This window comes from Pseudomonas sp. AD21 (assembly GCF_002878485.1).
Classification (GTDB): domain Bacteria; phylum Pseudomonadota; class Gammaproteobacteria; order Pseudomonadales; family Pseudomonadaceae; genus Aquipseudomonas.
Genome location: NZ_NQYG01000022.1, coordinates 1 through 21,289, shown reverse-complemented (window position 1 = coordinate 21,289; position 21,289 = coordinate 1). Strand labels below are relative to the sequence as shown.

General features: G+C 60.6%; 19 protein-coding genes. 12 read left to right on the top strand and 7 right to left on the bottom strand.

Going from position 1 to position 21,289, the window contains the following annotated elements; all coding sequences use genetic code 11:
• The first annotated feature begins 2 nt into the window (after window positions 1-2).
• From PseAD21_RS15275 to PseAD21_RS15245, 6 genes are all read left to right on the top strand, one after another.
• Entirely contained in the window at window positions 3-1,463 is a 1,461-nt protein-coding gene (locus PseAD21_RS15275; RefSeq protein ID WP_102356403.1) for an alginate O-acetyltransferase, read from the top strand.
• An 8-nt stretch (window positions 1,464-1,471) separates the two neighbouring features.
• Window positions 1,472-2,596, top strand: coding sequence for a mannuronate-specific alginate lyase (locus PseAD21_RS15270; RefSeq protein WP_102356402.1), 1,125 nt, complete (start codon window positions 1,472-1,474; stop codon window positions 2,594-2,596).
• Between the two features lie 190 nt (window positions 2,597-2,786).
• On the top strand, window positions 2,787-4,352 hold the full coding sequence (locus PseAD21_RS15265; protein WP_102356401.1) for an MBOAT family protein: 1,566 nt from the start codon (window positions 2,787-2,789) through the stop codon (window positions 4,350-4,352).
• 10 nt (window positions 4,353-4,362) lie between these two features.
• Entirely contained in the window at window positions 4,363-5,538 is a 1,176-nt protein-coding gene (locus tag PseAD21_RS15260; protein ID WP_102356400.1) for an alginate O-acetyltransferase, read from the top strand.
• A 14-nt stretch (window positions 5,539-5,552) separates the two neighbouring features.
• Complete coding sequence (locus tag PseAD21_RS15255) at window positions 5,553-6,209, top strand: alginate O-acetyltransferase AlgF (protein WP_102356399.1); 657 nt, start codon at window positions 5,553-5,555, stop codon at window positions 6,207-6,209.
• A gap of 214 nt (window positions 6,210-6,423) precedes the next feature.
• Entirely contained in the window at window positions 6,424-7,875 is a 1,452-nt protein-coding gene (locus PseAD21_RS15245; RefSeq protein ID WP_102356397.1) for a mannose-1-phosphate guanylyltransferase/mannose-6-phosphate isomerase, read from the top strand.
• 153 nt (window positions 7,876-8,028) lie between these two features.
• Here the strand turns inward: PseAD21_RS15245 and PseAD21_RS15240 are convergent, their stop codons facing one another.
• The gene (locus PseAD21_RS15240) at window positions 8,029-8,889 is read right to left on the bottom strand and encodes a halovibrin HvnA (protein ID WP_102356396.1); all 861 of its coding nucleotides are present in this window, start codon (window positions 8,887-8,889) and stop codon (window positions 8,029-8,031) included.
• A gap of 208 nt (window positions 8,890-9,097) precedes the next feature.
• Here PseAD21_RS15240 and PseAD21_RS15235 point away from each other — a divergent pair, with 208 nt between their 5' ends.
• On the top strand, window positions 9,098-9,562 hold the full coding sequence (locus tag PseAD21_RS15235; protein ID WP_102356395.1) for a multidrug transporter: 465 nt from the start codon (window positions 9,098-9,100) through the stop codon (window positions 9,560-9,562).
• Window positions 9,563-9,598: 36 nt separating this feature from the next.
• Complete coding sequence (locus tag PseAD21_RS15230; RefSeq protein ID WP_102356394.1) at window positions 9,599-10,423, top strand: SDR family oxidoreductase; 825 nt, start codon at window positions 9,599-9,601, stop codon at window positions 10,421-10,423.
• Window positions 10,424-10,563: 140 nt separating this feature from the next.
• Here PseAD21_RS15230 and PseAD21_RS15225 read toward each other — a convergent pair whose 3' ends face one another.
• Entirely contained in the window at window positions 10,564-11,445 is an 882-nt protein-coding gene (locus PseAD21_RS15225; protein WP_102356393.1) for a LysR family transcriptional regulator, read from the bottom strand.
• Between the two features lie 109 nt (window positions 11,446-11,554).
• On the opposite strand from PseAD21_RS15225, the gene PseAD21_RS15220 reads away from it, so the two are divergent.
• Both PseAD21_RS15220 and PseAD21_RS15215 read left to right on the top strand, forming a co-directional pair.
• Window positions 11,555-12,925 carry an MFS transporter gene (locus PseAD21_RS15220; protein ID WP_102356392.1) on the top strand — a complete coding sequence of 457 codons (1,371 nt, stop codon included), beginning with the start codon at window positions 11,555-11,557 and terminating at the stop codon, window positions 12,923-12,925.
• The gene (locus tag PseAD21_RS15215) at window positions 12,922-13,320 is read left to right on the top strand and encodes a DUF4440 domain-containing protein (RefSeq protein ID WP_102356391.1); all 399 of its coding nucleotides are present in this window, start codon (window positions 12,922-12,924) and stop codon (window positions 13,318-13,320) included. The genes PseAD21_RS15220 and PseAD21_RS15215 overlap by 4 nt, the downstream gene beginning before the upstream one ends.
• A gap of 130 nt (window positions 13,321-13,450) precedes the next feature.
• Here PseAD21_RS15215 and PseAD21_RS15210 read toward each other — a convergent pair whose 3' ends face one another.
• The 4 genes from PseAD21_RS15210 to PseAD21_RS15195 all read right to left on the bottom strand — a co-directional run bounded on the left by PseAD21_RS15210 (window position 13,451) and on the right by PseAD21_RS15195 (window position 18,439).
• The gene (locus tag PseAD21_RS15210) at window positions 13,451-14,317 is read right to left on the bottom strand and encodes an HlyD family secretion protein (RefSeq protein ID WP_102356390.1); all 867 of its coding nucleotides are present in this window, start codon (window positions 14,315-14,317) and stop codon (window positions 13,451-13,453) included.
• Between the two features lie 25 nt (window positions 14,318-14,342).
• Window positions 14,343-14,543 (bottom strand): DUF1656 domain-containing protein, encoded by a 201-nt coding sequence (locus tag PseAD21_RS15205; protein WP_102356389.1) that lies wholly within the window; start codon window positions 14,541-14,543, stop codon window positions 14,343-14,345.
• Window positions 14,533-16,725 carry an FUSC family protein gene (locus tag PseAD21_RS15200; RefSeq protein WP_102356388.1) on the bottom strand — a complete coding sequence of 731 codons (2,193 nt, stop codon included), beginning with the start codon at window positions 16,723-16,725 and terminating at the stop codon, window positions 14,533-14,535. Before PseAD21_RS15200 ends, PseAD21_RS15205 begins: the two co-directional genes overlap by 11 nt.
• Window positions 16,726-16,939: 214 nt before the next feature.
• Entirely contained in the window at window positions 16,940-18,439 is a 1,500-nt protein-coding gene (locus PseAD21_RS15195) for an efflux transporter outer membrane subunit (protein WP_102356387.1), read from the bottom strand.
• Window positions 18,440-18,713: 274 nt separating this feature from the next.
• On the opposite strand from PseAD21_RS15195, the gene PseAD21_RS15190 reads away from it, so the two are divergent.
• Window positions 18,714-19,682: a LysR family transcriptional regulator gene (locus PseAD21_RS15190; protein ID WP_102356386.1), complete on the top strand. Its 969-nt coding sequence runs from the start codon at window positions 18,714-18,716 to the stop codon at window positions 19,680-19,682.
• A 415-nt stretch (window positions 19,683-20,097) separates the two neighbouring features.
• Window positions 20,098-20,472: a DUF6124 family protein gene (locus PseAD21_RS15185; protein WP_102356445.1), complete on the top strand. Its 375-nt coding sequence runs from the start codon at window positions 20,098-20,100 to the stop codon at window positions 20,470-20,472.
• Window positions 20,473-20,588: 116 nt separating this feature from the next.
• Here PseAD21_RS15185 and PseAD21_RS15180 read toward each other — a convergent pair whose 3' ends face one another.
• Window positions 20,589-21,050, bottom strand: coding sequence for a hypothetical protein (locus PseAD21_RS15180; RefSeq protein WP_102356385.1), 462 nt, complete (start codon window positions 21,048-21,050; stop codon window positions 20,589-20,591).
• Window positions 21,051-21,289: the final 239 nt, after the last annotated feature.

The window sequence follows — 21,289 nt, the reverse complement described above, 5'->3', positions numbered from 1 at the left end:
TTATGCACTCACACTTGATCAAATTACTCAGCCTGTCGGCCCTGACCGTGGGCATTCTGGCGGCCAGCAATGCTGCTCGCGCCGATGAAGCGGCGGGCGCCACACCGCCGAAGTTCAGCGCCGAACCGTGCTGCAACCTGTGCCCGGCCGCCCACGACGCGAAGAACTACACCACGCGTTATCAGCAGAACTTCACCACCCTGGTGCAGGCGCAGGGCGACTGGCTGTTCCGCACGCAGGAAGATTTGCGCACCGAGTTCAACACCACCCCGGCCGGCTACAAACGCCTGCAACAGCTGCATGATGCGTTCAAGAGCAAAGGCGTCGAACTGGTGATCGTCTACCAGCCGACCCGTGGCCTGGTGAACCGCAACAAGCTCAACCCGCAGGAAAAAGCCGCGTTCGATTACGAGAAAGCGCTGGGCAATTACAAGACCATGCTCGGCCGTTTCGCCAAGATGGGTTACGTGGTGCCGGACCTGTCGCCGCTGACCAACGAATCGCTGCCGGACACTCTGCCCGCTCACGATTTCTACTTCCGTGGCGACCAGCACTGGACCCCTTACGGCGCCCAGCGCACGGCGAAAATCGTCGCCGAAAAGGTCAAGCAGATCCCGGCCTTTGCCGACATTCCCAAGCGTGAATTCGAAACCAAGCGCTCCGGGCGCATGGGCAAGACCGGCACCCTGCACAACATGGCCGGGCAACTGTGCGGCACCAGTTACGCGATCCAGTACATGGATCAATTCACCACCGAGCCAAAAGGCGAGGCCGGTGACGGCGACCTGTTCGGTGATTCCGGCAACCCGCAAATCACCCTCGTCGGTACTTCGCACAGTGGCAAGAACTACAACTTCGCCGGCTTCCTCGAAGAGGCCATCGGCGCCGATATTCTCAACGTCGCGTTTCCTGGCGGTGGCCTGGAAGGTTCGATGCTGCAGTACCTGGGCAGCGACGAATTCCAGAAGACTCCGCCGAAGATTCTCATCTGGGAATTCTCGCCGCTGTACCGCCTCGACCAGGAAACCATCTATCGCCAGATGATGTCCCTTCTCGACAACGGCTGCGAAGGCAAAGACGCCCAGATGACCGGCAGCACCACGCTGAAACCGGGCACCAGGCAAGAACTGCTGGTCAACAGCAAAAACCTGAACCTGCAGAACAGCAGCCACCAGGTCGACATCCGCTTCGCCGACACCTCGGTGAAAACCCTGCACGCCACCCTCTGGTACATGAACGGTCGCCACGAGGACATCAAGATCGAGAAACCGGAAACCTCCGACACCGACGGTCGTTTCGCCTTTGAGTTGCGCACCGACGAAGACTGGGCCTCGCAAAACCTGCTGGCGGTCGAAGTCCAGGGTCCGGAAGCGGGCACTGCGCCACAAAAAGTCGAAGCGAAAATCTGCAAACGCAACGTATTCCCGGGCGCTGGGCAACAAACCGCTCAGGTCGGGCAATGAGGTCTGCTATGCGAAATCCGAAATTGAAATCTTTATTGGCCCCCACCCTGCTGAGCCTGGCGATGTTCGCCGGCGCCACACAGGCCGCTGCGCCACTGCGCCCACCGCAGGGCTACTTCGCACCGGTGGATAAATTCAAGACCGGCGACAAAAGCGAAGGCTGCGACGCGATGCCGGCGCCGTACACCGGACCGCTGCAATTTCGCAGCAAATACGAAGGCTCGGACAAGGCCCGCGCGACGCTGAACGTGCAGTCGGAAAAAGCCTTCCGCGACACCACCAAAGACATCACCACGCTGGAACGCGGCACCGCCAAACGGGTGATGCAGTTCATGCGCGACGGTCGCCCGGAGCAGCTCGATTGCACGCTGAACTGGTTGACCGCGTGGGCCAAGGCGGATGCGTTGATGTCCAAGGACTTCAACCACACCGGCAAGTCGATGCGCAAATGGGCGCTGGGCAGCATGGCCTCGTCCTACATTCGCCTGAAGTTCTCCGACTCGCATCCACTGGCCGAGCATCAGCAAGAGGCGCAGTTGATCGAGGCGTGGTTCAGCAAAATGGCCGACCAGGTGGTCAGCGACTGGGACAACCTGCCGCTGGATAAAACCAACAACCACTCGTACTGGGCCGCATGGTCGGTGATGGCGACCTCGGTTGCGACCAACCGCCGCGACCTGTTCGACTGGGCGGTGAAGGAATACAAGGTCGGGGTCAATCAAGTCGACGCCGACGGCTACCTGCCGAACGAACTCAAGCGCCAGCAACGCGCCCTCGCCTATCACAACTACGCCCTGCCGCCGCTGGCGATGATCGCCAGTTTCGCCCAGGTCAACGGTGTCGATCTGCGTCAGGAAAACAACAGCGCGCTGAAGCGTCTGGGTGACCGGGTACTGGCCGGGGTGAAAGACCCGGATGCGTTCGAGAAGAAGAACGGCAAAGAGCAGGACATGACCGACCTGAAAGAGGACATGAAATTCGCCTGGCTCGAACCGTTCTGCAGCCTCTACACCTGTGCGCCGGATGTGATCGAGAAGAAACACGGCATGCAACCGTTCAAGACCTTCCGCCTGGGCGGCGACCTGACCAAGGTCTACGACCCGTCCCATGAAAAGGGCAACAAGGGCAGTTAGTCGCTGATCGTTCCCACGCTCTGCGTGGGAATGCAGCACGGGATGCTCTGCGTCCCAAAGCGTGACGCAGAGCGTCACAAGAGGCATTCCCACGCAGAGCGTGGGAACGATCACATCCCTCCGGTTTTTCACGGGGGGGTTGGGGGGGGCTTTGGCCCTTGACTGTTGGTTCAAACATGGAGAGATCGGGATGGTATTTTCATCCAACGTGTTCCTGTTTCTGTTCTTGCCGATCTTTCTCGGCTTGTACTACTTGAGCGGGCAACGCTATCGCAACCTGCTGCTGCTGATCGCCAGCTACGTGTTTTACGCGTGGTGGCGGGTGGACTTCCTCGCACTGTTCGCCGCCGTCACATTGTGGAACTACTGGATCGGCCTCAAAGTCGGTGCCGCCGGCGTCAGAACCAAACCGGCACAGCGTTGGCTGCTGCTCGGCGTAGCGGTCGACCTGTGCATCCTCGGCTACTTCAAGTACGCCAACTTCGGTGTCGACAGCATCAACGCGATCATGACCTCGTTCGGTCTGGAGCCGTTCATCCTGACCCACGTGCTGTTGCCGATCGGTATTTCGTTCTACATCTTCGAGTCGATCAGCTACATCATCGACGTGTATCGCGGCGACACCCCGGCCACGCGCAACCTGATCGACTTCGCGGCGTTCGTGGCGATCTTCCCACACCTGATTGCCGGCCCGGTCCTGCGTTTCCGCGACCTCGCCGACCAGTTCAACAACCGCACGCACACCCTCGACAAGTTCTCCGAGGGCTGCACGCGGTTCATGCAGGGCTTCATCAAGAAGGTGTTCATTGCTGACACCCTCGCGGTGGTGGCCGACCATTGCTTCGCCCTGCAAAACCCAACCACCGGTGATGCCTGGCTCGGCGCGCTGGCCTACACCGCGCAGCTGTATTTCGACTTCTCCGGTTACAGCGACATGGCCATCGGTCTGGGCTTGATGATGGGTTTCCGTTTCATGGAAAACTTCAAGCAGCCATACATCAGCCAGTCGATCACCGAGTTCTGGCGCCGCTGGCACATCAGCCTGTCGACCTGGCTGCGTGACTACCTGTACATCACCCTCGGCGGTAACCGCAAAGGCACGCTGATGACCTATCGCAACCTGTTCCTGACCATGCTCCTGGGTGGTCTGTGGCACGGCGCGAACATCACCTACATCGTCTGGGGCGCCTGGCACGGTATGTGGCTGGCGATTGAAAAAGCGCTGGGCCTGAACACCTCGCCGCGCAGTCTCAACCCGATCCGCTGGGCGCTGACCTTCCTGCTCGTGGTCATGGGCTGGGTGATCTTCCGTGCCGAGAACCTGCACGTTGCCGGACGCATGTACGGCGCAATGTTCAGCTTCGGCGACTGGTCGCTGTCGGAACTCAATCGCGCCAGCCTCACCGGTCTGCAAGTGGCGACCCTTGTCGTTGCGTACATGACGTTGGCGTTCTTCGGTCTGCGAGATCTGTACACCAACCAGCCGCCGGCCAAGAGCAAACCTGAAGTCAATGTCGAGGCCAACGGCCCTGCCACGGCGACCCCGGGGATGATCAAAGCTGCCCCCGGCGAAAACCCGGCCAGCATCCACGAACCCGGCTACACCGTCGGCGTCGACGCCCAGGTGCAACCGGCGTACTGGACGGCGGACTGGTCACGCTACGTGATGCGCGGGCTGATCCTGCTGCTGTTCATCGCCTCGATTCTCAAGCTCTCGGCGCAAAGCTTCTCGCCGTTCCTTTACTTCCAGTTCTGAGGGATCTGACATGACCCGCTCATTACGTATCTTCTACATCGCGCTGTTTCTGGTGACCTTGCTGGTGCTCGGTCTGTGGTCGGTGCGCAGCTTCTTCGGCTTCAGCACCAACGCCGACGCGACGGTGCTCAACGGTCGCTGGACCAAAGCCGTGGAAACCCACTACGACGACCAGTTTCCGATCAAGCGCCTGGGCACCAACCTCTGGGCTGCGCTGGATTTCAAACTGTTCAACGAAGGTCGTCCGGGCGTGGTGCTCGGTCGCGATCAGTGGCTGTACAGCGACGAGGAATTCAACCCGATCGTCAACGAAGAGCTGAACCTGCAAGGCAACTACGCGCTGGTCGAAGGCGTGCGCCAGACCCTCAAGGCCAAAGGCGTGAAACTGGTGATGGCGATCGTTCCGGCCAAGGTTCGCCTGTACCCGGAACACCTGGGTGAAGTGAAACCGGCGAGCATCCACGCCAACCTCTATCAGGACTTCCACGCCCGTGTCGCGGCCGACAAGATCCTCGCCCCGGATCTGCTCGGCCCGCTGCAAAAAGCCAAGCAGAACGGTCAGCAAGTGTTCTTGCGCACCGACACTCACTGGACCCCGGAAGGCGCGGAAATCGCCGCCAACACCCTGGCCAGAACCATCGCTGACAAGTTCCCGCTCAGCGGCGAGCCGCAGCGCTTCGTCACCACGCCGGCGGAGAAGGTCACGCACAAGGGCGACCTGCGTCTGTTCCTGCCGCTCGATCCGCTGTTCGAAAACCTGATGCCGGCGCAAGAGCCGCTGCAAAAGCGCAACACCGTGGCCGCCGCCGAGCAGCCTGCCGGTGACGACGCACTGTTCGCCAACAGCGAAGTACCGGTCGCACTGATCGGCACCAGCTACAGCGCCAACCCCAACTGGAACTTCGTCGGTGCGCTGAAACAAGCGCTGCACAGCGACGTCGTGAACTACGCCGAAGACGGCCACGGCCCGATCCTGCCGATGCTCAGCTACCTGAAAAGCGATGACTTCAAGAACAGCCCGCCACAGGTGCTGATCTGGGAGTTTCCTGAACGTTATCTGCCAGTGAACAACGAAATCGGCGACGCCGACCCGCAGTGGGTCGCAGAGCTTAAACAAGCCGGCGCGCGCCAACAAAACGTAGCAATCAACACTAAATCCGAGACGCCCGATCGGGCGCAAAACTGAAAGAGAGGTACACCATGACTTTCACGACTACTCCTCGTCGTCTCGCTAAAAGCTTCGCACTGGTTGCTGGCCTCAGCGTGCTGTCGGTCCAGGCTTTCGCCGGTGGTGACGCCGCACTGTACAGCCCGACCGCACCGAAAGGTTCGACCTTCGTGCGGGTCTACAACGCCAGCAACGCCGAAGTCAGCGCCACCGTCGGCAGCACTAATCTGAGCGACGTTGCGCCACTGGCCAGCAGCGACTTCAGCTTCATGCCGGGCGGTGATTACAGCGCCAGGATCGGCAGCCAGACCTTGCCGGTGAAACTCGCCGGTGACCACTACTACACCCTGGTCAACAACGCTTCCGGCGCGCCGCAACTGATCGAAGAGCCGCCGTTCAAGAACAAGCAGAAATCCCTGGTGCGCGTGCAGAACCTCAGCGACAAGCCGCTGACCCTGAAGACCGCCGACGGCAAGACCGACGTGGTGCCGAACGTGGCCGCCAAGGGCCGTGGCGAACGTGAAATCAACCCGGTGAAAGTCAGCCTCGCGCTGTACGAAGGCGACAAGAAAGTCGGCGACGTGAAACCGGTCGCCCTGGAGCGCGGTGAGGCCGCAGTGCTGTACGTCACGGGTTCCGGCAGCAGCCTGTCGCCAGTCTGGGTGAAACGCCCGGTGTCGACTCGCTAATCATTTTTCCTGACTGACGCGGCTCCCCCTGTAGGAGTGAGCCTGCTCGCGATTGCGGTCTGACATTCAACACTGATGTCGACTGACTCTCACTCATCGCGAGCAGGCTCACTCCTACAAGGGATCGCGGCGCCATCGGGATACGAGACAAAAACAAGAGTGAAACGACACAGCGTTCGTGCCTCTAACCAATCGATTTTATGGAGTAAACAATATGATTCCGGTGATCTTGTCAGGTGGTAGCGGTTCACGTCTTTGGCCGCTTTCGCGTAAGCAATTCCCTAAACAATTCCTCGCCCTGACCGGTGAACACACACTGTTCCAGCAGACCCTGGAGCGCCTGGTGTTCGAAGGCATGGACACGCCGATCGTGGTCTGCAACAAGGATCACCGCTTCATCGTCAACGAGCAGTTGGCCAACCGTAACCTCGAATGCCAGCGCATCCTGATGGAACCGTTCGGCCGCAACACCGCGCCGGCGGTGGCGCTGACTGCGATGATGCTGGTCAACGAAGGTCGTGACGAACTGATGCTGGTGCTGCCGGCCGACCACGTGCTGGAAGACCAGAAAGCCCTGCAACGCGCCCTCGCCCTGGCCACCGTGGCCGCCGAAAACGGCGAAATGGTGCTGTTCGGCGTACCGGCGACCAAACCGGAAACCGGTTACGGCTACATCAAGTCCACCGCTGATTCGCTGCTGCCGGAAGGCGTCAGCCGCGTTTCGCACTTCGTCGAAAAACCCGACGTCAAACGTGCTACCGAGTACGTCGAATCCGGCGGCTACTACTGGAACAGCGGCATGTTCCTGTTCCGCGCCAGCCGCTTCCTCGAAGAGCTGAAAAAGCATGATCCGGACATCTACGACACCTGTCTGCTGACTCTGGAGCGCAGCCAGCAGGACGCCGACACCGTCACACTGGACGAAGCCACCTTCGCCTGCTGCCCGGACAACTCCATCGACTACTCGGTGATGGAAAAAACCCAGCGTGCCTGCGTGGTGCCGCTGAGCGCCGGCTGGAGCGATGTCGGTTGCTGGTCATCGCTGTGGGAAGTCAACGAGAAAGACGCCAACGGCAACGTCAGCAAAGGCGACGTGGTGATTCAGGACAGCAAGAACTGCATGATCCACGGCAACGGCAAACTGGTGTCGGTGATCGGCCTGGAAAACATCGTCGTGGTCGAAACCAAGGACGCGATGATGATCGCCCACAAGGACAAGGTTCAGGGCGTCAAACAGATGGTCAACACGCTCAACGAACAGGGTCGCAGCGAAACCCAGAACCACTGCGAGGTCTACCGTCCGTGGGGCTCCTATGACTCGGTGGACATGGGCGGGCGTTTCCAGGTCAAGCACATCTCGGTCAAACCGGGCGCGTGCCTGTCGCTGCAGATGCACCATCACCGCGCCGAACACTGGATCGTGGTCAGCGGCACTGCCGAAGTGACCTGCGATGAAAACGTGTTCCTGCTCTGCGAAAACCAGTCGACCTACATCCCGATCGCCTCGGTGCACCGCTTGCGCAACCCGGGCAAGATCCCGCTGGAAATCATCGAAGTGCAATCGGGCAGCTACCTGGGCGAAGACGATATCGAGCGTTTCGAAGATATCTACGGCCGCTCCACCCCGATCGAACGCGGCGTGTCGGTGAAAACCATCGCGCAGTAACGATCTGCAGAGCAAGAAGCCCCCGTCCAGCCCGCTGCGTCCCCTATCCGCAGTGGGTTGGGCGGGGGCTTTTTTATTGACGCAATACGGCGACCGAGCAGAGCTTCCATCCTGCCGGCCGATAATACGCAGACCCCAGAGTGATCGTTGCCGTTACGTAGCTGCCGGAGTCGCCGGCAGCCTGATGCGAATGATCGGCAGCATCACCCCACTCCGGTCATAAAAGTCCTGTTGGTCATATTGAGCAGCCGCTAAACCATTGCCCACGTAGTACAGGGCCTGGATGGGCAACTGCGCGGGAATATCCTGCGGCCATGTTGCGAGCATCATTTCATTGCGGCTGTGGAAGGCGACGTCACGATGTAACGTCATGACCCGGATGACCTGATAAAACGCGTCTGCCGCCGCCTCGTTCATCTGGTCACGGACATCGAAACTGCACTGGTAATAACTCTGCGCGACGCCCGGGCGGACGACATGTGCCAGCCATTGCTCAGCCGTGGTAATGCCTTGTGACTGACAACGCCGGCTCTGCTGTGGATAAGCCTGGTGGGCGCCGCAACCGGGATTGTCGCGGTCGAACGTGGCGCCATCGATGGGGAACACGCAGAGGATTTCGATACGTCGCTTGTCCGACGGCATGCTCAGGATCGGATAAAAAACAAACCCATGATCGTAAGTCGAGTCGATCTGGCGAAACTGCGAATCCCGCCTCAGGAAGGAAAATGACACGCCGCCCTTTTGCACGGCAATCGGGCTGGGGTTCCAGAAGTGATAAAGCGGCGAGTGGATGGTCCCACGGAACAGAATCCCTGAACAAGGAAAAGCCGGCGTCGAGGCACTGCCGCAATTGCGCCGCGTATCGGCATAGCGGGCGGCCAAAGCAGCCACTGTGGCATGACCTTCCTGCTCGAACCGCGTCTGCTGCGGCGCATGACTGGACAAGCCATCCATGGCGGGCTGCGTGCAGGCCACCAGCAACAGGCAAATCACACAGCTGAACCAGATACGCATGACGACCTCCCGACTCTCCGTGACAGGACGGGTCAAATCCGTTGTGGCCAATGTCTGCCGAATGCCCTCTATCCAATACCCGGCGCAAGCGGCCGACCACTGTCAGAAATTACAGTCCCGACCAATGGCGTCACGCTTTGCTCGGCGAATATCCATTCCTGCGCCCCTTCGGTAGGATGGTGCTCATGAGTTCAAGGAGCGTTCAAACATGTTCATCGGCGTTTTGCTGGTCATCACCTGGCTGATCCTGTTGCTGCGCTATCCGGCCAAGGCTGTACCGGTGTCCGTCGCGGCCGCCGTTGGTCTGGGATTGGTCGCGGTCTGGGTGGTGTGGCTGGACAACCGCGAGCTCAAGCAACTGGCGCGTCTGGAGATGCGCATTGTCTATGCGCCTGAACAGTGCCCGGCGGACCGGCCGCTGCAACTGAAAATGAAAAACGGCAACGACGTGCCGCTGACCGAACTGCGCTGGCGCATCGCAGCCTACGCACCGGGTGATACGGTCAATCTGGCCGACAACCAATACACCGCCCCACGCTATCGTGGCCCGGGTGAGTTGCAGGCTGGCGGCGACTGGGAAGACTGCCTGCCGATGCCACCGCTGCGTGCCGGTTATCGTCCGCAAACCCTGGAATTTCGCGCCGAGCGTTTGCAAGGCAGTTTCTCCGACTGATCCCCCCATCCCCACTTTTTGCACAAGGAATGCGCCATGCCCGTAGCGTTGATTACCGGTTGCTCCAGCGGTATTGGCCGCGCCCTCGCGGATGCGTTCAAAGCCGCCGGTTACGAGGTCTGGGCCAGTGCGCGCAAGCCTGATGATGTCGCGGCCCTCGCCGCTGCAGGGTTCACCGCGATCGCGCTGGACGTCAATGACAGCGTGGCGCTGGAACAACTCGCTGAGCGCATCAACCAGCAACACGGCGGCCTCGACGTGCTGATCAATAACGCCGGTTACGGCGCCATGGGCCCGCTGCTCGACGGCGGCGTGCCTGCGATGCAGCGTCAGTTCGAAACCAACGTGTTCTCGATTGTCGGCGTCACCCGCGCGCTATTTCCAGTGCTGCGCCGGACCAAGGGGCTGGTGGTGAACATCGGCAGTGTTTCGGGCGTGCTGGTGACTCCGTTCGCTGGCGCCTATTGCGCCTCGAAAGCCGCGGTGCATGCCTTGAGCGACGCGTTGCGCATGGAGCTGGCGCCGTTCGGCATTCGCGTGATGGAAGTGCAACCGGGGGCAATTCAATCGAGTTTCGCCAAGAATGCCGGGCACGAAGCCGAGCAACTGATCAACGAGCAGTCACCGTGGTTTCCGTTGCGTGAGGGGATCAGGGCGCGGGCCAAGGCTTCGCAGGACAAGCCGACGCCGGCCAGTGAGTTTGCTGCTGAATTGCTCAAAGCGGTGCAGCAGAGCACGCCGCCGCGCTTGGTTCGCATTGGTAATGGCAGCCGGGCGTTGCCGTTGCTGGCGACGTTGTTGCCCAAGGGGTTGCTGGAGTCGACGTTGATGAAGCGGTTCGGGTTGCGTGGCCAGCTTTGAGACCGAGTTGACGCTTTCGCGAGCAGGCTCGCTCCCACAGGGGAATGCATTCCAGATGTGGGCCGAGCCTGCTCCAACAGGGGAATGCATTCCAAATGTGGGAGCGGGCTTGCTCGCGAAGAGGCCCGGCCAGCCAACACTCATCCCCAGCCTTTCATGAAATCAATGAACGCCCGCACCTTCAGCGGCAAATGCCGCGTATCCGGATACAACGCATACACCCCCTGCTGAGCAAAGCGGTAACCGGCCAGCAACCGCACCAACCGCCCCGCCTCCAGATCGTCCTGAATCAGCCATTGCGGCAAAATCGCCACGCCCTGGCCGGTCAACGCAAACGCCCTGAGCGTTGCCGAGTTGTCGGCGACGATGGCGGTGGTCCCCGGTTTTGGCTGGTAGACATGCTCGGTGCCGACCGGGTCGGTCACGGTCATTTCCGGGACGCGGCCATGGCCGAGCGTCGGCATCGACTCCAGCGTCGCCAGCGTGGCAACCGGCGCAAAACGCTCGATCAACGCAGGCGCGGCCACGGCAAACACCTCGAACGTCGACAACTGCACCGCACGCAGATTGGAATCGTGCATGCGCCCCAGGCGGATCGCCAGGTCAAAACGTTCGGAGATCAGATCGGCATGGGTCGAGGACGTCGACAGGTGAATGTTCAATTGCGGTTGCTGCTGACGAAACACCTCCAGCGCCGGCACCACCTGAGCCAGGGCGAACTCCACGGTGGTGGTGATGCGCAACGTGCCCTTGAGTTGCGAATGCTCGGAGCGGGCGTCCTCGATCGCCAGTCGCGCTTCGTCAAGAGTGCGCAGACAGCGTCGATAAAAACGCTCGCCGGCATCGGTCAGGGCCAGTTGCCGCGTGTTACGCGTGAGCAAGGTAACGCCCAGTTCTTCTTCCAATCGCTTGAGATTGAAGCTCACCACCGCCCGGGTCTGGCCCAGAGTATCGGCGGCCGCGGTCAACGAGCCGGCCTCGACCACGGCTTTGAAGGTGTCAAAACGGTCCAGGCTGACCATGTCCCAAGCGCTCCTTGTCAAAATAATTTTGACAAACTAGCAGGCAAACCAGCGTTTTCCTAACGCCTGAAGCCCCCTACCCTGCACGTCTCATCACAGGGAAGCTGCCATGGTCTATCGCTCGAAAGTCGCGCTGGTGTATCTGTTCGGGTTTGCCCTCGACCTGCTGAACATGTTCGCCGCGAGCATTGCCTACCCGGACATCGCCCGGGAATTACAGGCATCAGTGACGCAACTGGCGTGGATCACCAACGCCTACATGCTCGGGCTGACACTGATTATTCCGCTGAGCGTGTGGCTGGCCGCACGGCTGGGCGAGCGCCGGCTGATCCTCGGTTCGCTGCTGCTGTTCGGGATCGCCTCGGCGCTGGTGGCCCAGGCCGGCTCGATCGAAAGCCTGATCGGCTGGCGCCTGCTGCAAGGGCTCGGTGGCGGTTTGTTGCTGCCGATCGGTCAGGCCCTGGCGTATCGGCAATTCCCGGTGGCGCAACGTGCGCACCTTACTGGCGTGGTGTTGATGGTCGCGCTGATGGTGCCGGCCCTGTCGCCGGCGGCGGGCGGCTTGATCGTCGAGGCCTTGTCGTGGCGCTGGATTTTCTACCTGAACCTGCCATTGGCGCTGTTGGCGTTCGCCTTGGGCCTGCTCTGGCTGAAAGCGGATCAGCCCACCACGCAACGCCCGACGCTGGACGTACGCGGCCTGCTGCTGGCGGTCTCAGCCCTGAGTCTGCTGTTGATTGCCGTGAGCCTCGCCAGCGCCTCCGCGACCCGTCACCTCGCCGGCGGAGTCCTGCTGCTCGGCGCCTTGACCTTATGGCTGTACCTGCGCGATGGCTGGCGAAAACCCGACGCAGTCCTCGACCTGCAACTGCTCAAGAGCCCGTCGTTGCGTCTGGCGATGCTGATCTACCTGTTCGTGCCCGGGGTCTTTACCGGCACCAACATGATTGCCGTGCTGTACCTGCACGAGCTCGGGGTCGGCGCGGCGCAGACCGGTGCGCTGATGCTGGCCTGGGCCGCCGCATCGGGTGTGGCGATCATGCTCGGCAAACGCAGTTTCAACCGCATCGGGCCCAAGCCGTTGCTGATCGTCGGCATGCTTGTGCAATGCCTGGGCATTGTCCTGCTGATGCGCATCGAACACCCCGCCGCCGCGCCGCTGATCATCGCCTACGCCCTGATGGGGCTGGGCGGCAGCCTGTGCAGCGTCACCGCGCAGACCCTGGCGTTTGTCGGCATGACGCCGGAAAAAATGGGCCACTCCAGTGCGCTGTGGAACATCAATCGCCAGCTCGGTTTCTGCCTCGGCGCGGCGTTGCTCAGTTCGCTGTTGGGCGCACTGGGCGGTAACGGATTTAAATGCTGCTTTCTCGCGGCTGCCTTGCTCACATTGCTGCCAATGGTCGCCGTGCTGCGTTTCGATGCCTCCAAAGTGCTCGCCCTGCTGAGCACACCTCCCCTTCAGGAAAAATCCATATGACTGACTACAACGAATATTTTGATGAAGCGATCCAGGCCCACCTGGTCATCGAACGCTGGTTTGCCGTGGAGCAGGATTCGGCCGAACTGGAGCGACTGCTAAGCCGGTTCTCGGCGGACTTTTCCATGGTCACGCCGCTGGGCCGGGCGCTGGATGTCGAAGCCTTACGTGCGCTGTTTCACGCGGCGGGCGGGAAAAAAAAAGGCTTCAGGATCGAGCTCAGTGAGCTGCGCGGGATTGCGCTGCATGCGCACGGCGCGACGCTGAGTTATCGCGAACAGCAGACGGATGCGAGCGGGTTGCATACGGATCGGCGCTCGACGGTGGTGTTTGAAAAAGACCCGTCCGGGCGGGTGCTATGGCGGCATTTGCAGGAGACGTTTTGCGCTGAGTGATTACTCGATATTCGCCTGAAATACCGAGTCGTCCTTATCGCGAGCAGGCTCACTCCTACAGGGGATCTTCGGTGTGGCAGAGATCTCCTGTAGGAGTGAGCCTGCTCGCGAATGGCAGCGACGCGGCCGGTCAGTTATCCACAACGTCCTGCTTCACCACCACGGTGCAGGTAATTCCCGCCGCCAACAACACACCCTGCGGCACTTCATCGATGTGAATGCGCACCGGCACCCGCTGCGCCAGGCGAACCCAGTTGAACGTCGGGTTCACGTCGGCGATCAGCTCGCGGCTTTCCGGGTTGTCGCGGTCGTAGATGCCGCGCGAAATGCTCTCCACGTGGCCCTTCAACACTTCGCCGCTCATCAACTGCATGTCGGCCTTGTCGCCCACGCGCACGTGCGGCAGCTTGGTCTCTTCGAAGAAGCCATAAACCCAGAACGAATTCATGTCGACCACGGCCATTTTCGCTTCACCGATGCGCGCGTAGTCGCCGCGATGCACGTTGAGGTTGGTCACGTAGCCATCGACCGCCGCGCGCACTTCGGTGCGTTTGAGGTTGAGTTCGGCGGCTTCCAGTTGCGCTTGCGCGTGTTGGTAATCGGCCAGCGCGGCATCGGCGATGTTGCTGGCGTCGTCGCGGTTTTCCTTGGAGATCACCAGGTTGTCCAGATCGGCGCGGCGGTGCGCGTTGACCCTGCGCATCTCCCAGGTCGACTTGCGCGAAGCGACCAGCGACTGCGCCTGTTTGACGGCGATGCGGTAGTGCTCCGGGTCGATCAGCATCAGCAGATCGCCCTTCTTCACCAACTGGTTGTCGCGCACCGGCACGTCGATGACTTCGCCGGTGACGTCGGCGGCGACGTTGATGATATCGGCGCGCACGCGGCCATCGCGAGTCCATGGGGTGTTCATGTAGTGCTCCCACAACGTGCGGCCGATCCACAGCGCCAGGGCCAGCACCAGCAGGGTCGCGAGCAGGCTGAAAAACTTTTTCATCAGGGCCTTCTTCAGAGATAGAGAGTCAACGGTAAACAGTCAGCGCCATCGCGCCGAACAGACAGGTAAACAGACTCAGACGCAGCAGCGCCGGGTGCCAGAAAAAACGGTACAAATCGAAGCCGGACAAGAACCGGTCCACCGCCCAGGCCAGTGCCGCAGCGACGAAAAACATCAGGGTCATGGTCGGCATGTACACGCCGTGGAAAGCGATTTCACGAGGCATGGGCAAGTCCTTCGGGCTTGGCGATTGCGTAGGCAGCGAGCGGTGATTGCGGGTCAAGCAGTGAGGTGCGGATGAAGTGCAGGTAGCTCTTCACCCGGCGCAGGGCCGAGGTATCGAAGTGCGGCGCGAACGGCTCGTCGGTGGCCGCGACACGACTGATTGCGTGATCGACGGCGACCAGTGCGCGCTCGAGATTGCTGGTGTTCGGTTGCAGGAACAGCCGCACCAGCGCCCGGCCCATCACGCGGATCGCCTGACGCCACGGCTGTGATTCGGCATACGCCGGGTGCACCGGGAGAATCGCCTGTTCCTTGCGCAACTCGATGATTGCGTGGCCGACTTCGAGCACCACGAACATCCAGCGCAACAGGTTCTTTTGCACGGTCGGCTGACCGGCGGCGAGGCCATAAGCCTGATGCAGCAGGTCGCGGGTGCGGCTCTCGAAACTCGAGGCCAGGCCTTTGAGTTTGCCGCTGATCGCGTACACCACCTGGCCGCGCAGATCCTGCTCCAGACGCTGCCACAACCAGCGGCTGTTCGGCGGCAGAATGATTGCCCCCGCCGCCGCGCAGACCAGCATGCCCATGACCATGGCGATGTAGTCGTTGATGAAGGTGTAGGGGTTGTAGATGGTCAGGTTATCCGGCACGGAACCTGTGCTGAAGAAAATCAGCAGCCCCAGGCCGACCCCGGCGTATTGCGGCCGCGAAGCGAGGAACGAGCCGAGCACGATCACCGGCGCGAGCATCACGCACAGCAGCGGGAAACCGTCGATCCACGGGAAGATGAAAAACATTTCGACGAAGCCGATCAGTGCGCCGAGGAAGGTACCGCAGGCCATCTGGAACGCCATGCGTTTCGGGTTCGGCGTGGCCGCCGAAAGGCCCACGGTGGCGGCGGCAATCAAGGTCATCGTCGCGCCACTTGGCCATGCGGTGGCAACCCAGTAACTACCGAGCACAATCAGGATGAACGAGGCGCGAATGCCCGAAGCCGCAGCGGCCCACCAGTTGGTTTGCGGGGTGAACGGCTCGTCCCAGCGCTCGCGTTCGTGACTGTGATCGGCCAGCGACGCGTGAGTCTGGGCATAACTGTGCAGGTCATCGACGAAGCGATAGAGCAGTTCATACGCGGTGTGAAAATCCAGTTGCTCGGCTTCACTCGGACCGGTCTCCTGGAAGGTCGCGCGCAGGCTGCGCACCCGCGCCGGCAAGCCTTCCTTGTAAGCGGCCAACGCCGTGGCCAGACGCGCCGCATCCGGGCTGGTCAGGGCGCGACCGCTGAAGCCGTCGAGCACTTCGGCCAGGTCCTGCAGCCCCGGCCGGATCGCAGCGACCACGTGTTCTTCGCCGTTGCCGCGCAAGCGTTCAAGCAACTGATGCAAGGCGTTGAAGCGGGTGGTGATGCCCATGAATTCGCTGTTCAAGCGACTGAGACGACCGTTGCGCCGACGCATGTGCGGGTCTTCGAACACGGTCACGCTGCGCAGCCCTTCCAGGCCCACCGCTTCGGCGATGAAGCGTACGTTGTTGGTCTCGAAGGCGTCGGTCTTGCTGCGTCCGCGCAGGCCATCGGTGACAAACAGGGCAAATACACCGAAGCGCTGATACAGGGCGTTGCGCATCGCCGCACTGGCGGTTTGCGGCAGGATCGCGGCGCTGACCACGGTCGAACAAAGAATCCCCAGCGAGATCTCCAGCCCCCGCCACACGGCGGCCATGAACGCGCCGTCAGGATGCGCCAGCGCCGGCAGCCCGACCATCGCCGCGGTGTAGCCGGCGAGGACAAAACCGTAGGCGCGAAAGTTACGGCAACGCGCCGCACCGGCCGAGCAGATGCCGACCCAGATCGCCAGCGAGCCAAGGAACAGTTCGGTGTTCTGCGCGAACAATGCGATCAGCGTGACCATCATTGCCGACCCGGCCAGGGTGCCGAGGAAGCGATAGAAACTCTTGGCGAATACATGACCGCTCTGCGGCTGCATGACGATGAACACGGTGATCATCGCCGTGCGCGGCTGCGGCAGTTCCAGGCGCATCGCCAGCCACAGCGTGAGGAACGCGGCGAGCAATACCTTGAAAATATAAACCCAGGTCACGCCATCGCTGCGCGCCCAGTCAAAGAAGCCCCGACGCCATTCCAGGGAGTAGAGCCAGCGTAAAGGTGCGGGCAAGGGAGTCATTTGGTCTTGCTCAATGATTGAGGACTTAATAATTTCTGTGGCGAACACAAACTCTGTGGTGAGGAGATTTATCCCCGACCGGCGGCGCAGCCGCCGTAAAACAGGTGAATGCGGTAAGCCTGAAAAAATGCGGTTGATGGTTTTGGGGCAGCTTCGCAGCCCATCGGGGATAAATCCCCTCGCCACCGGTATTCAATTGCCAGGGGTTGTGTGTTCAACGCAGGAGAGCCGGGGTTTTCGGGGCTTGGGTTTGCTCGACAGAGGGCACGTCATTGCCGGCACCGAGGCCGCCACCCAGCGCGGTCACCAATTCGGCATGCGCACTCAGGCGCGCGGCCTGAACCTGCTGTTGCACCTGCTGCTGCTTGAACAGCAAGGTCTGCGCATTGAGCACGTTGAGGTAATCGGTGAGGCCACGCTGATAAGCGATCATCGCGATGTCGTAGGTCTTCTGCGCGGTGGCCACCGACTCGGCGGCGAAGGCTTGCTGCTTGTCCATCGACTCGCGGCGAATCAACTGGTCGGAGATGTTCTTCAGCGCATTGATCAGCGTCTGGTTGTAATGCGCCACAGCGATGTCATACCCGGCGGACGCTTCACCCAACTCGCTGCGCAAACGCCCACCGTCGAAGATCGGCAAGGAGATCGCCGGGCCAACGTTGTAGTTGAGCTTCTTGCCAGTCAAAAACTCCAGCGCTCCGCCGCCGGTGGCCATGTAGCCGAGGCTGCCAACCAGATCGACGTTGGGATAAAACCCGGCGTGCGCGACATCGATGCCGCGCGCCTGCGCCGCCACCTGCCAGCGACTGGCAACCACGTCCGGCCGCTGACCGAGCAACTCGGCGGGCAATGCCGACGGCAGTTTCAACGCAGCCCCCAGCGCCAGGGTCGGCCGCTGCAACTGCGCACCCGCGCCCGGGCCTTTGCCCGCCAGGGCAGCGATCTGGTTACGGCTGAGGGCGATTTCTTCGTCCAGCGCGTCCAGTTGCCGATGGGTTTCCGGCAACGGCGTTTCTGCCTGGCTGACTTCGAAATGCGTACCGATGCCGCCGTCCAGACGCTTCTGCGCCAGATCGAGAATCTGCTGTTGCTGCTTGAGCGTCGCTGCAACGATGTCGCGCTGGGCGTAATGCAGCGACAGCTCGATGTAGGCACGCACAATGTTGTTCTGCAATTGCAGCTGCGCCAGCCGCGCCTCGGCGGCGCTCATGTGCGCCAGATCCACCGCCCGCTCGCTGGCATTGCTTTCGCGGCCCCAGAGGTCGAGGGCATAGCTGAAACCCAGCGCGGCGTTGTTGTCCCAGGTGGTGGTGTTGGCCAACTCACCGGGGCCGTAGAACTGGTCGGTCGGCCAGTTGTGGCGTTTGAGCGTCGACTCGCCATTGATCTGCAACGACTCGGCGGCTTCGGCAACACCGGCCATGGCTTTGGCCTGACGCACCCGCGCAGCGGCCATGGCCATGCTCGGGCTGCCTTTTACGGCGAGGTCGATCCAGCGATTGAGTTGCGGGTCACCGTAGGCTTGCCACCATTGCGCGGTGGGCCAATTGGCGTCTTTGGCGGCGTGGGCAATGGCGTCGTCGGTAGCCAGGGTATTGGCCTCCAATGCCTTGCCCTGCGGGGCAATGCCTCCGGTACCGATGCAGCCGCTGAGACCCAGGGTGAAAGCCAGAACACTGAGCGGCAAAAGCGCTCTGTTGATGCGACGCGGCACAGCTGCGAATTCCTGAAAAAGGGGAAGAACCGAGGCCCTGTGGGAGCGGGCTTGCTCGCGAAAGCGCTCTGTCAGAAGACGCCGCGTTGAAGATGAAATCGCTTTCGCGAGCAAGCCCGCTCCCACAACGGCGCAATTCTATGGGGCGCCCTGAACGGCGATAAGCTGGGATTCCTGTGAATCTTTGTTACCGTTAACGAGATAATCCCTTGGTCGGGGGTCTCAGCCCCTGAAACTTCGTGTCACAATTTGCCATCTCCCTTGAGAGCACCCCATGGACACATTGCAAAACATGCGCGCCTTCAGTTGTGTGGCCGAAGCCGGCAGCTTCACCGCCGCCGCCGTGCAACTCGACACCACCACGGCCAACGTCTCGCGCGCGGTCTCCAACCTGGAAGCCCACCTGCAAACCCGCCTGCTCAATCGCACGACCCGGCGCATCGCCCTGACCGAGGCCGGCAAGCGCTACCTGCTGCGCTGCGAACAGATCCTGGCCTATGTCGAAGAAGCCGAAGCCGAGGCCAGCGAAGCCCACGCCCGCCCCGCCGGCCAGCTGAAAGTGCACACCATGACCGGCATCGGCCAGCACTTCGTGATCGACGCCATCGCCCGCTACCGCAAGACCCACCCGGACGTGACCTTCGACCTGACCATGGCCAACCGCGTGCCGGACCTGCTCGACGAGGGCTACGACGTGTCCATCGTGCTGGCCAGCGAACTGCCGGACTCGGGCTTCGTCTCGCAACGCCTGGGCATCACCTACAGCATCGTCTGCGCCTCACCGGCCTACGTGAAAGCCAACGGCTGCGCGCAAAAGCCCAGCGACCTGCTGAACCACGCCTGCCTGCGCCTCGTCAGCCCGGTGATCCCCCTGGAGAAATGGGCCTTCAACGGCCCGGACGGCCAGGAAATGGTCACCATCAACAGCTCGCCGTTCCTGGTGAACTCCGCCGACGCGATGAAAGCCGCGATCATCAGCGGCATGGGCGTCGGCGTACTGCCGGTCTACGCCGCCATCGAAGGCCTGCGCAACGGCACGCTGGTGCGGATGATGCCGAACTACCGCTCGCAGGAACTCAACCTGTACGCGATCTACCCGTCGCGGCAATACCTGGATGCAAAAATCAAAACCTGGGTTGAGTACTTGCGTGGCTCGCTGCCGGAGATATTGGCGGCGCATCAGGCGGAACTGGCGGCGTATGAGTTGAGTGGGAGTCTGGCTGGGGTGCGAGTCGCCAACTGACCTTAAACACTGACCGCGCCCCTGCAAGGGCTGTGGAGTGCGGCGAGGCTGTGGTCTTTTGCTCAGGCTGTTTAAAAATCAAAAATCGCAGCCTACGGCAGCTCCTACAGAAGCGGGATTTGACGGGAGTTTTCCGACAGGTTTTGACGGTTGTGGGTCGGAAGTGGGGTGGATAGGCTGGTTCGGTCGCTGACACATCAGCGACCGGGTCTGGAAAACCCGAAGGATCAATGCACATGACATAATGCCGCGCTTTTTCAGCGTCGGTGTTTCAGTTATGGCGGCTGTACGTGGGAGACCCTCGGGTCTGCCGGGTTTGATCCTTTGCCGGTTTTTCCAGCCCGCGTACAGCTGCCACCCCCTTCGCCTGGAAAACGAAAAGTGGCAGTTCCATTTCGTCAAAAGGATCTTTGCCATGATTAAGCCTTCACCCAATCCGCCCGAAGCGGACTGCATCTCCCCCTACGAATCCCTCGACTCGAAAAAACTCCACGACGCCGCCGAGCGTGCGCTGGATCACTACCTCAAACCCTGCGCCACTACCCTCAAATTCCACAAACCCAGCACGATGTTTCAGGTTGTCCCTGAAATGGATAACGAGAGCCTGCTGGTTCATGCCTGCGAATCACTGGCACAAGCCAGCCTCATGACCAGCGACATCGCCGCCTACATCGACCTTCCGCAGCGGAGGACGATTCTGGCGATTCAGCAGATCATCATGCTCGCTGAACTGGCGGTTAATCGGGTGCTGGATAATGTGGAAGTGACAAGGCCCGCCTCTCACAGCTAATCCGTAGAAGCACCCTGAGTCCAGCACGGGACTTCCACGTCTATTGATCAACGTGAAAGTTCCGCTGGACAACGTTTGATCAGAAAAAATATTGAGTGCATAAAAATAGAGCCGTGTTATTTCTTCACATGCTCAAGACCTGAAACATCATTGAATGCGCCATGCGCTTCTCGCAGTGGTTCTGTTGGATTGTTTTGCACATCCAACTTAAACGTAACCGCCAACGTACCTTTAGCATAGTCGAAAGTCACATTTACAGTTCCACTATCATAAACGGCCGGATACGGTGTGATTATTGTTCCATCCTCTACTTCTTCGAGGAACATATACATAACACTCACCCCCAAATCCTCTTTATAATCATGCTCCCCATTAGTGATATCAGCCATAAACCAGAAACTCAGCACCCCTGTTCGCCTGGAGTCAATCCTCTGTTTTGCACTAACTCTCACCGACTTACCATCCGTTATAAAGGAATCAACCACTCCTTTGAATGGTGGAAGACCTTCAATAAGTACATTTGCTGTACCTGTCACGGCCTTTTGATTTACTGAAGATATAAAAAAATTACTTTCCATATTAAGCCTCTTTATCAAAAATCAACTTCCGCAAAATTACGAAACAAAAGACTGCCAGCATTACTACTCACCCACACCTGTCAGAACTGACAGTTGCAAAGAACTATTCGCAATAAATTATTCAATCAAAAAGCTTTCCAGTCATAAGCCAAGCCCCCAACGTCCGCTCTTAACCACTCAACAGGATGAGCGCAAGCTCGGCTGCAGCTCTTGATCTGCAGGCCCCATCGGCAGGCTGA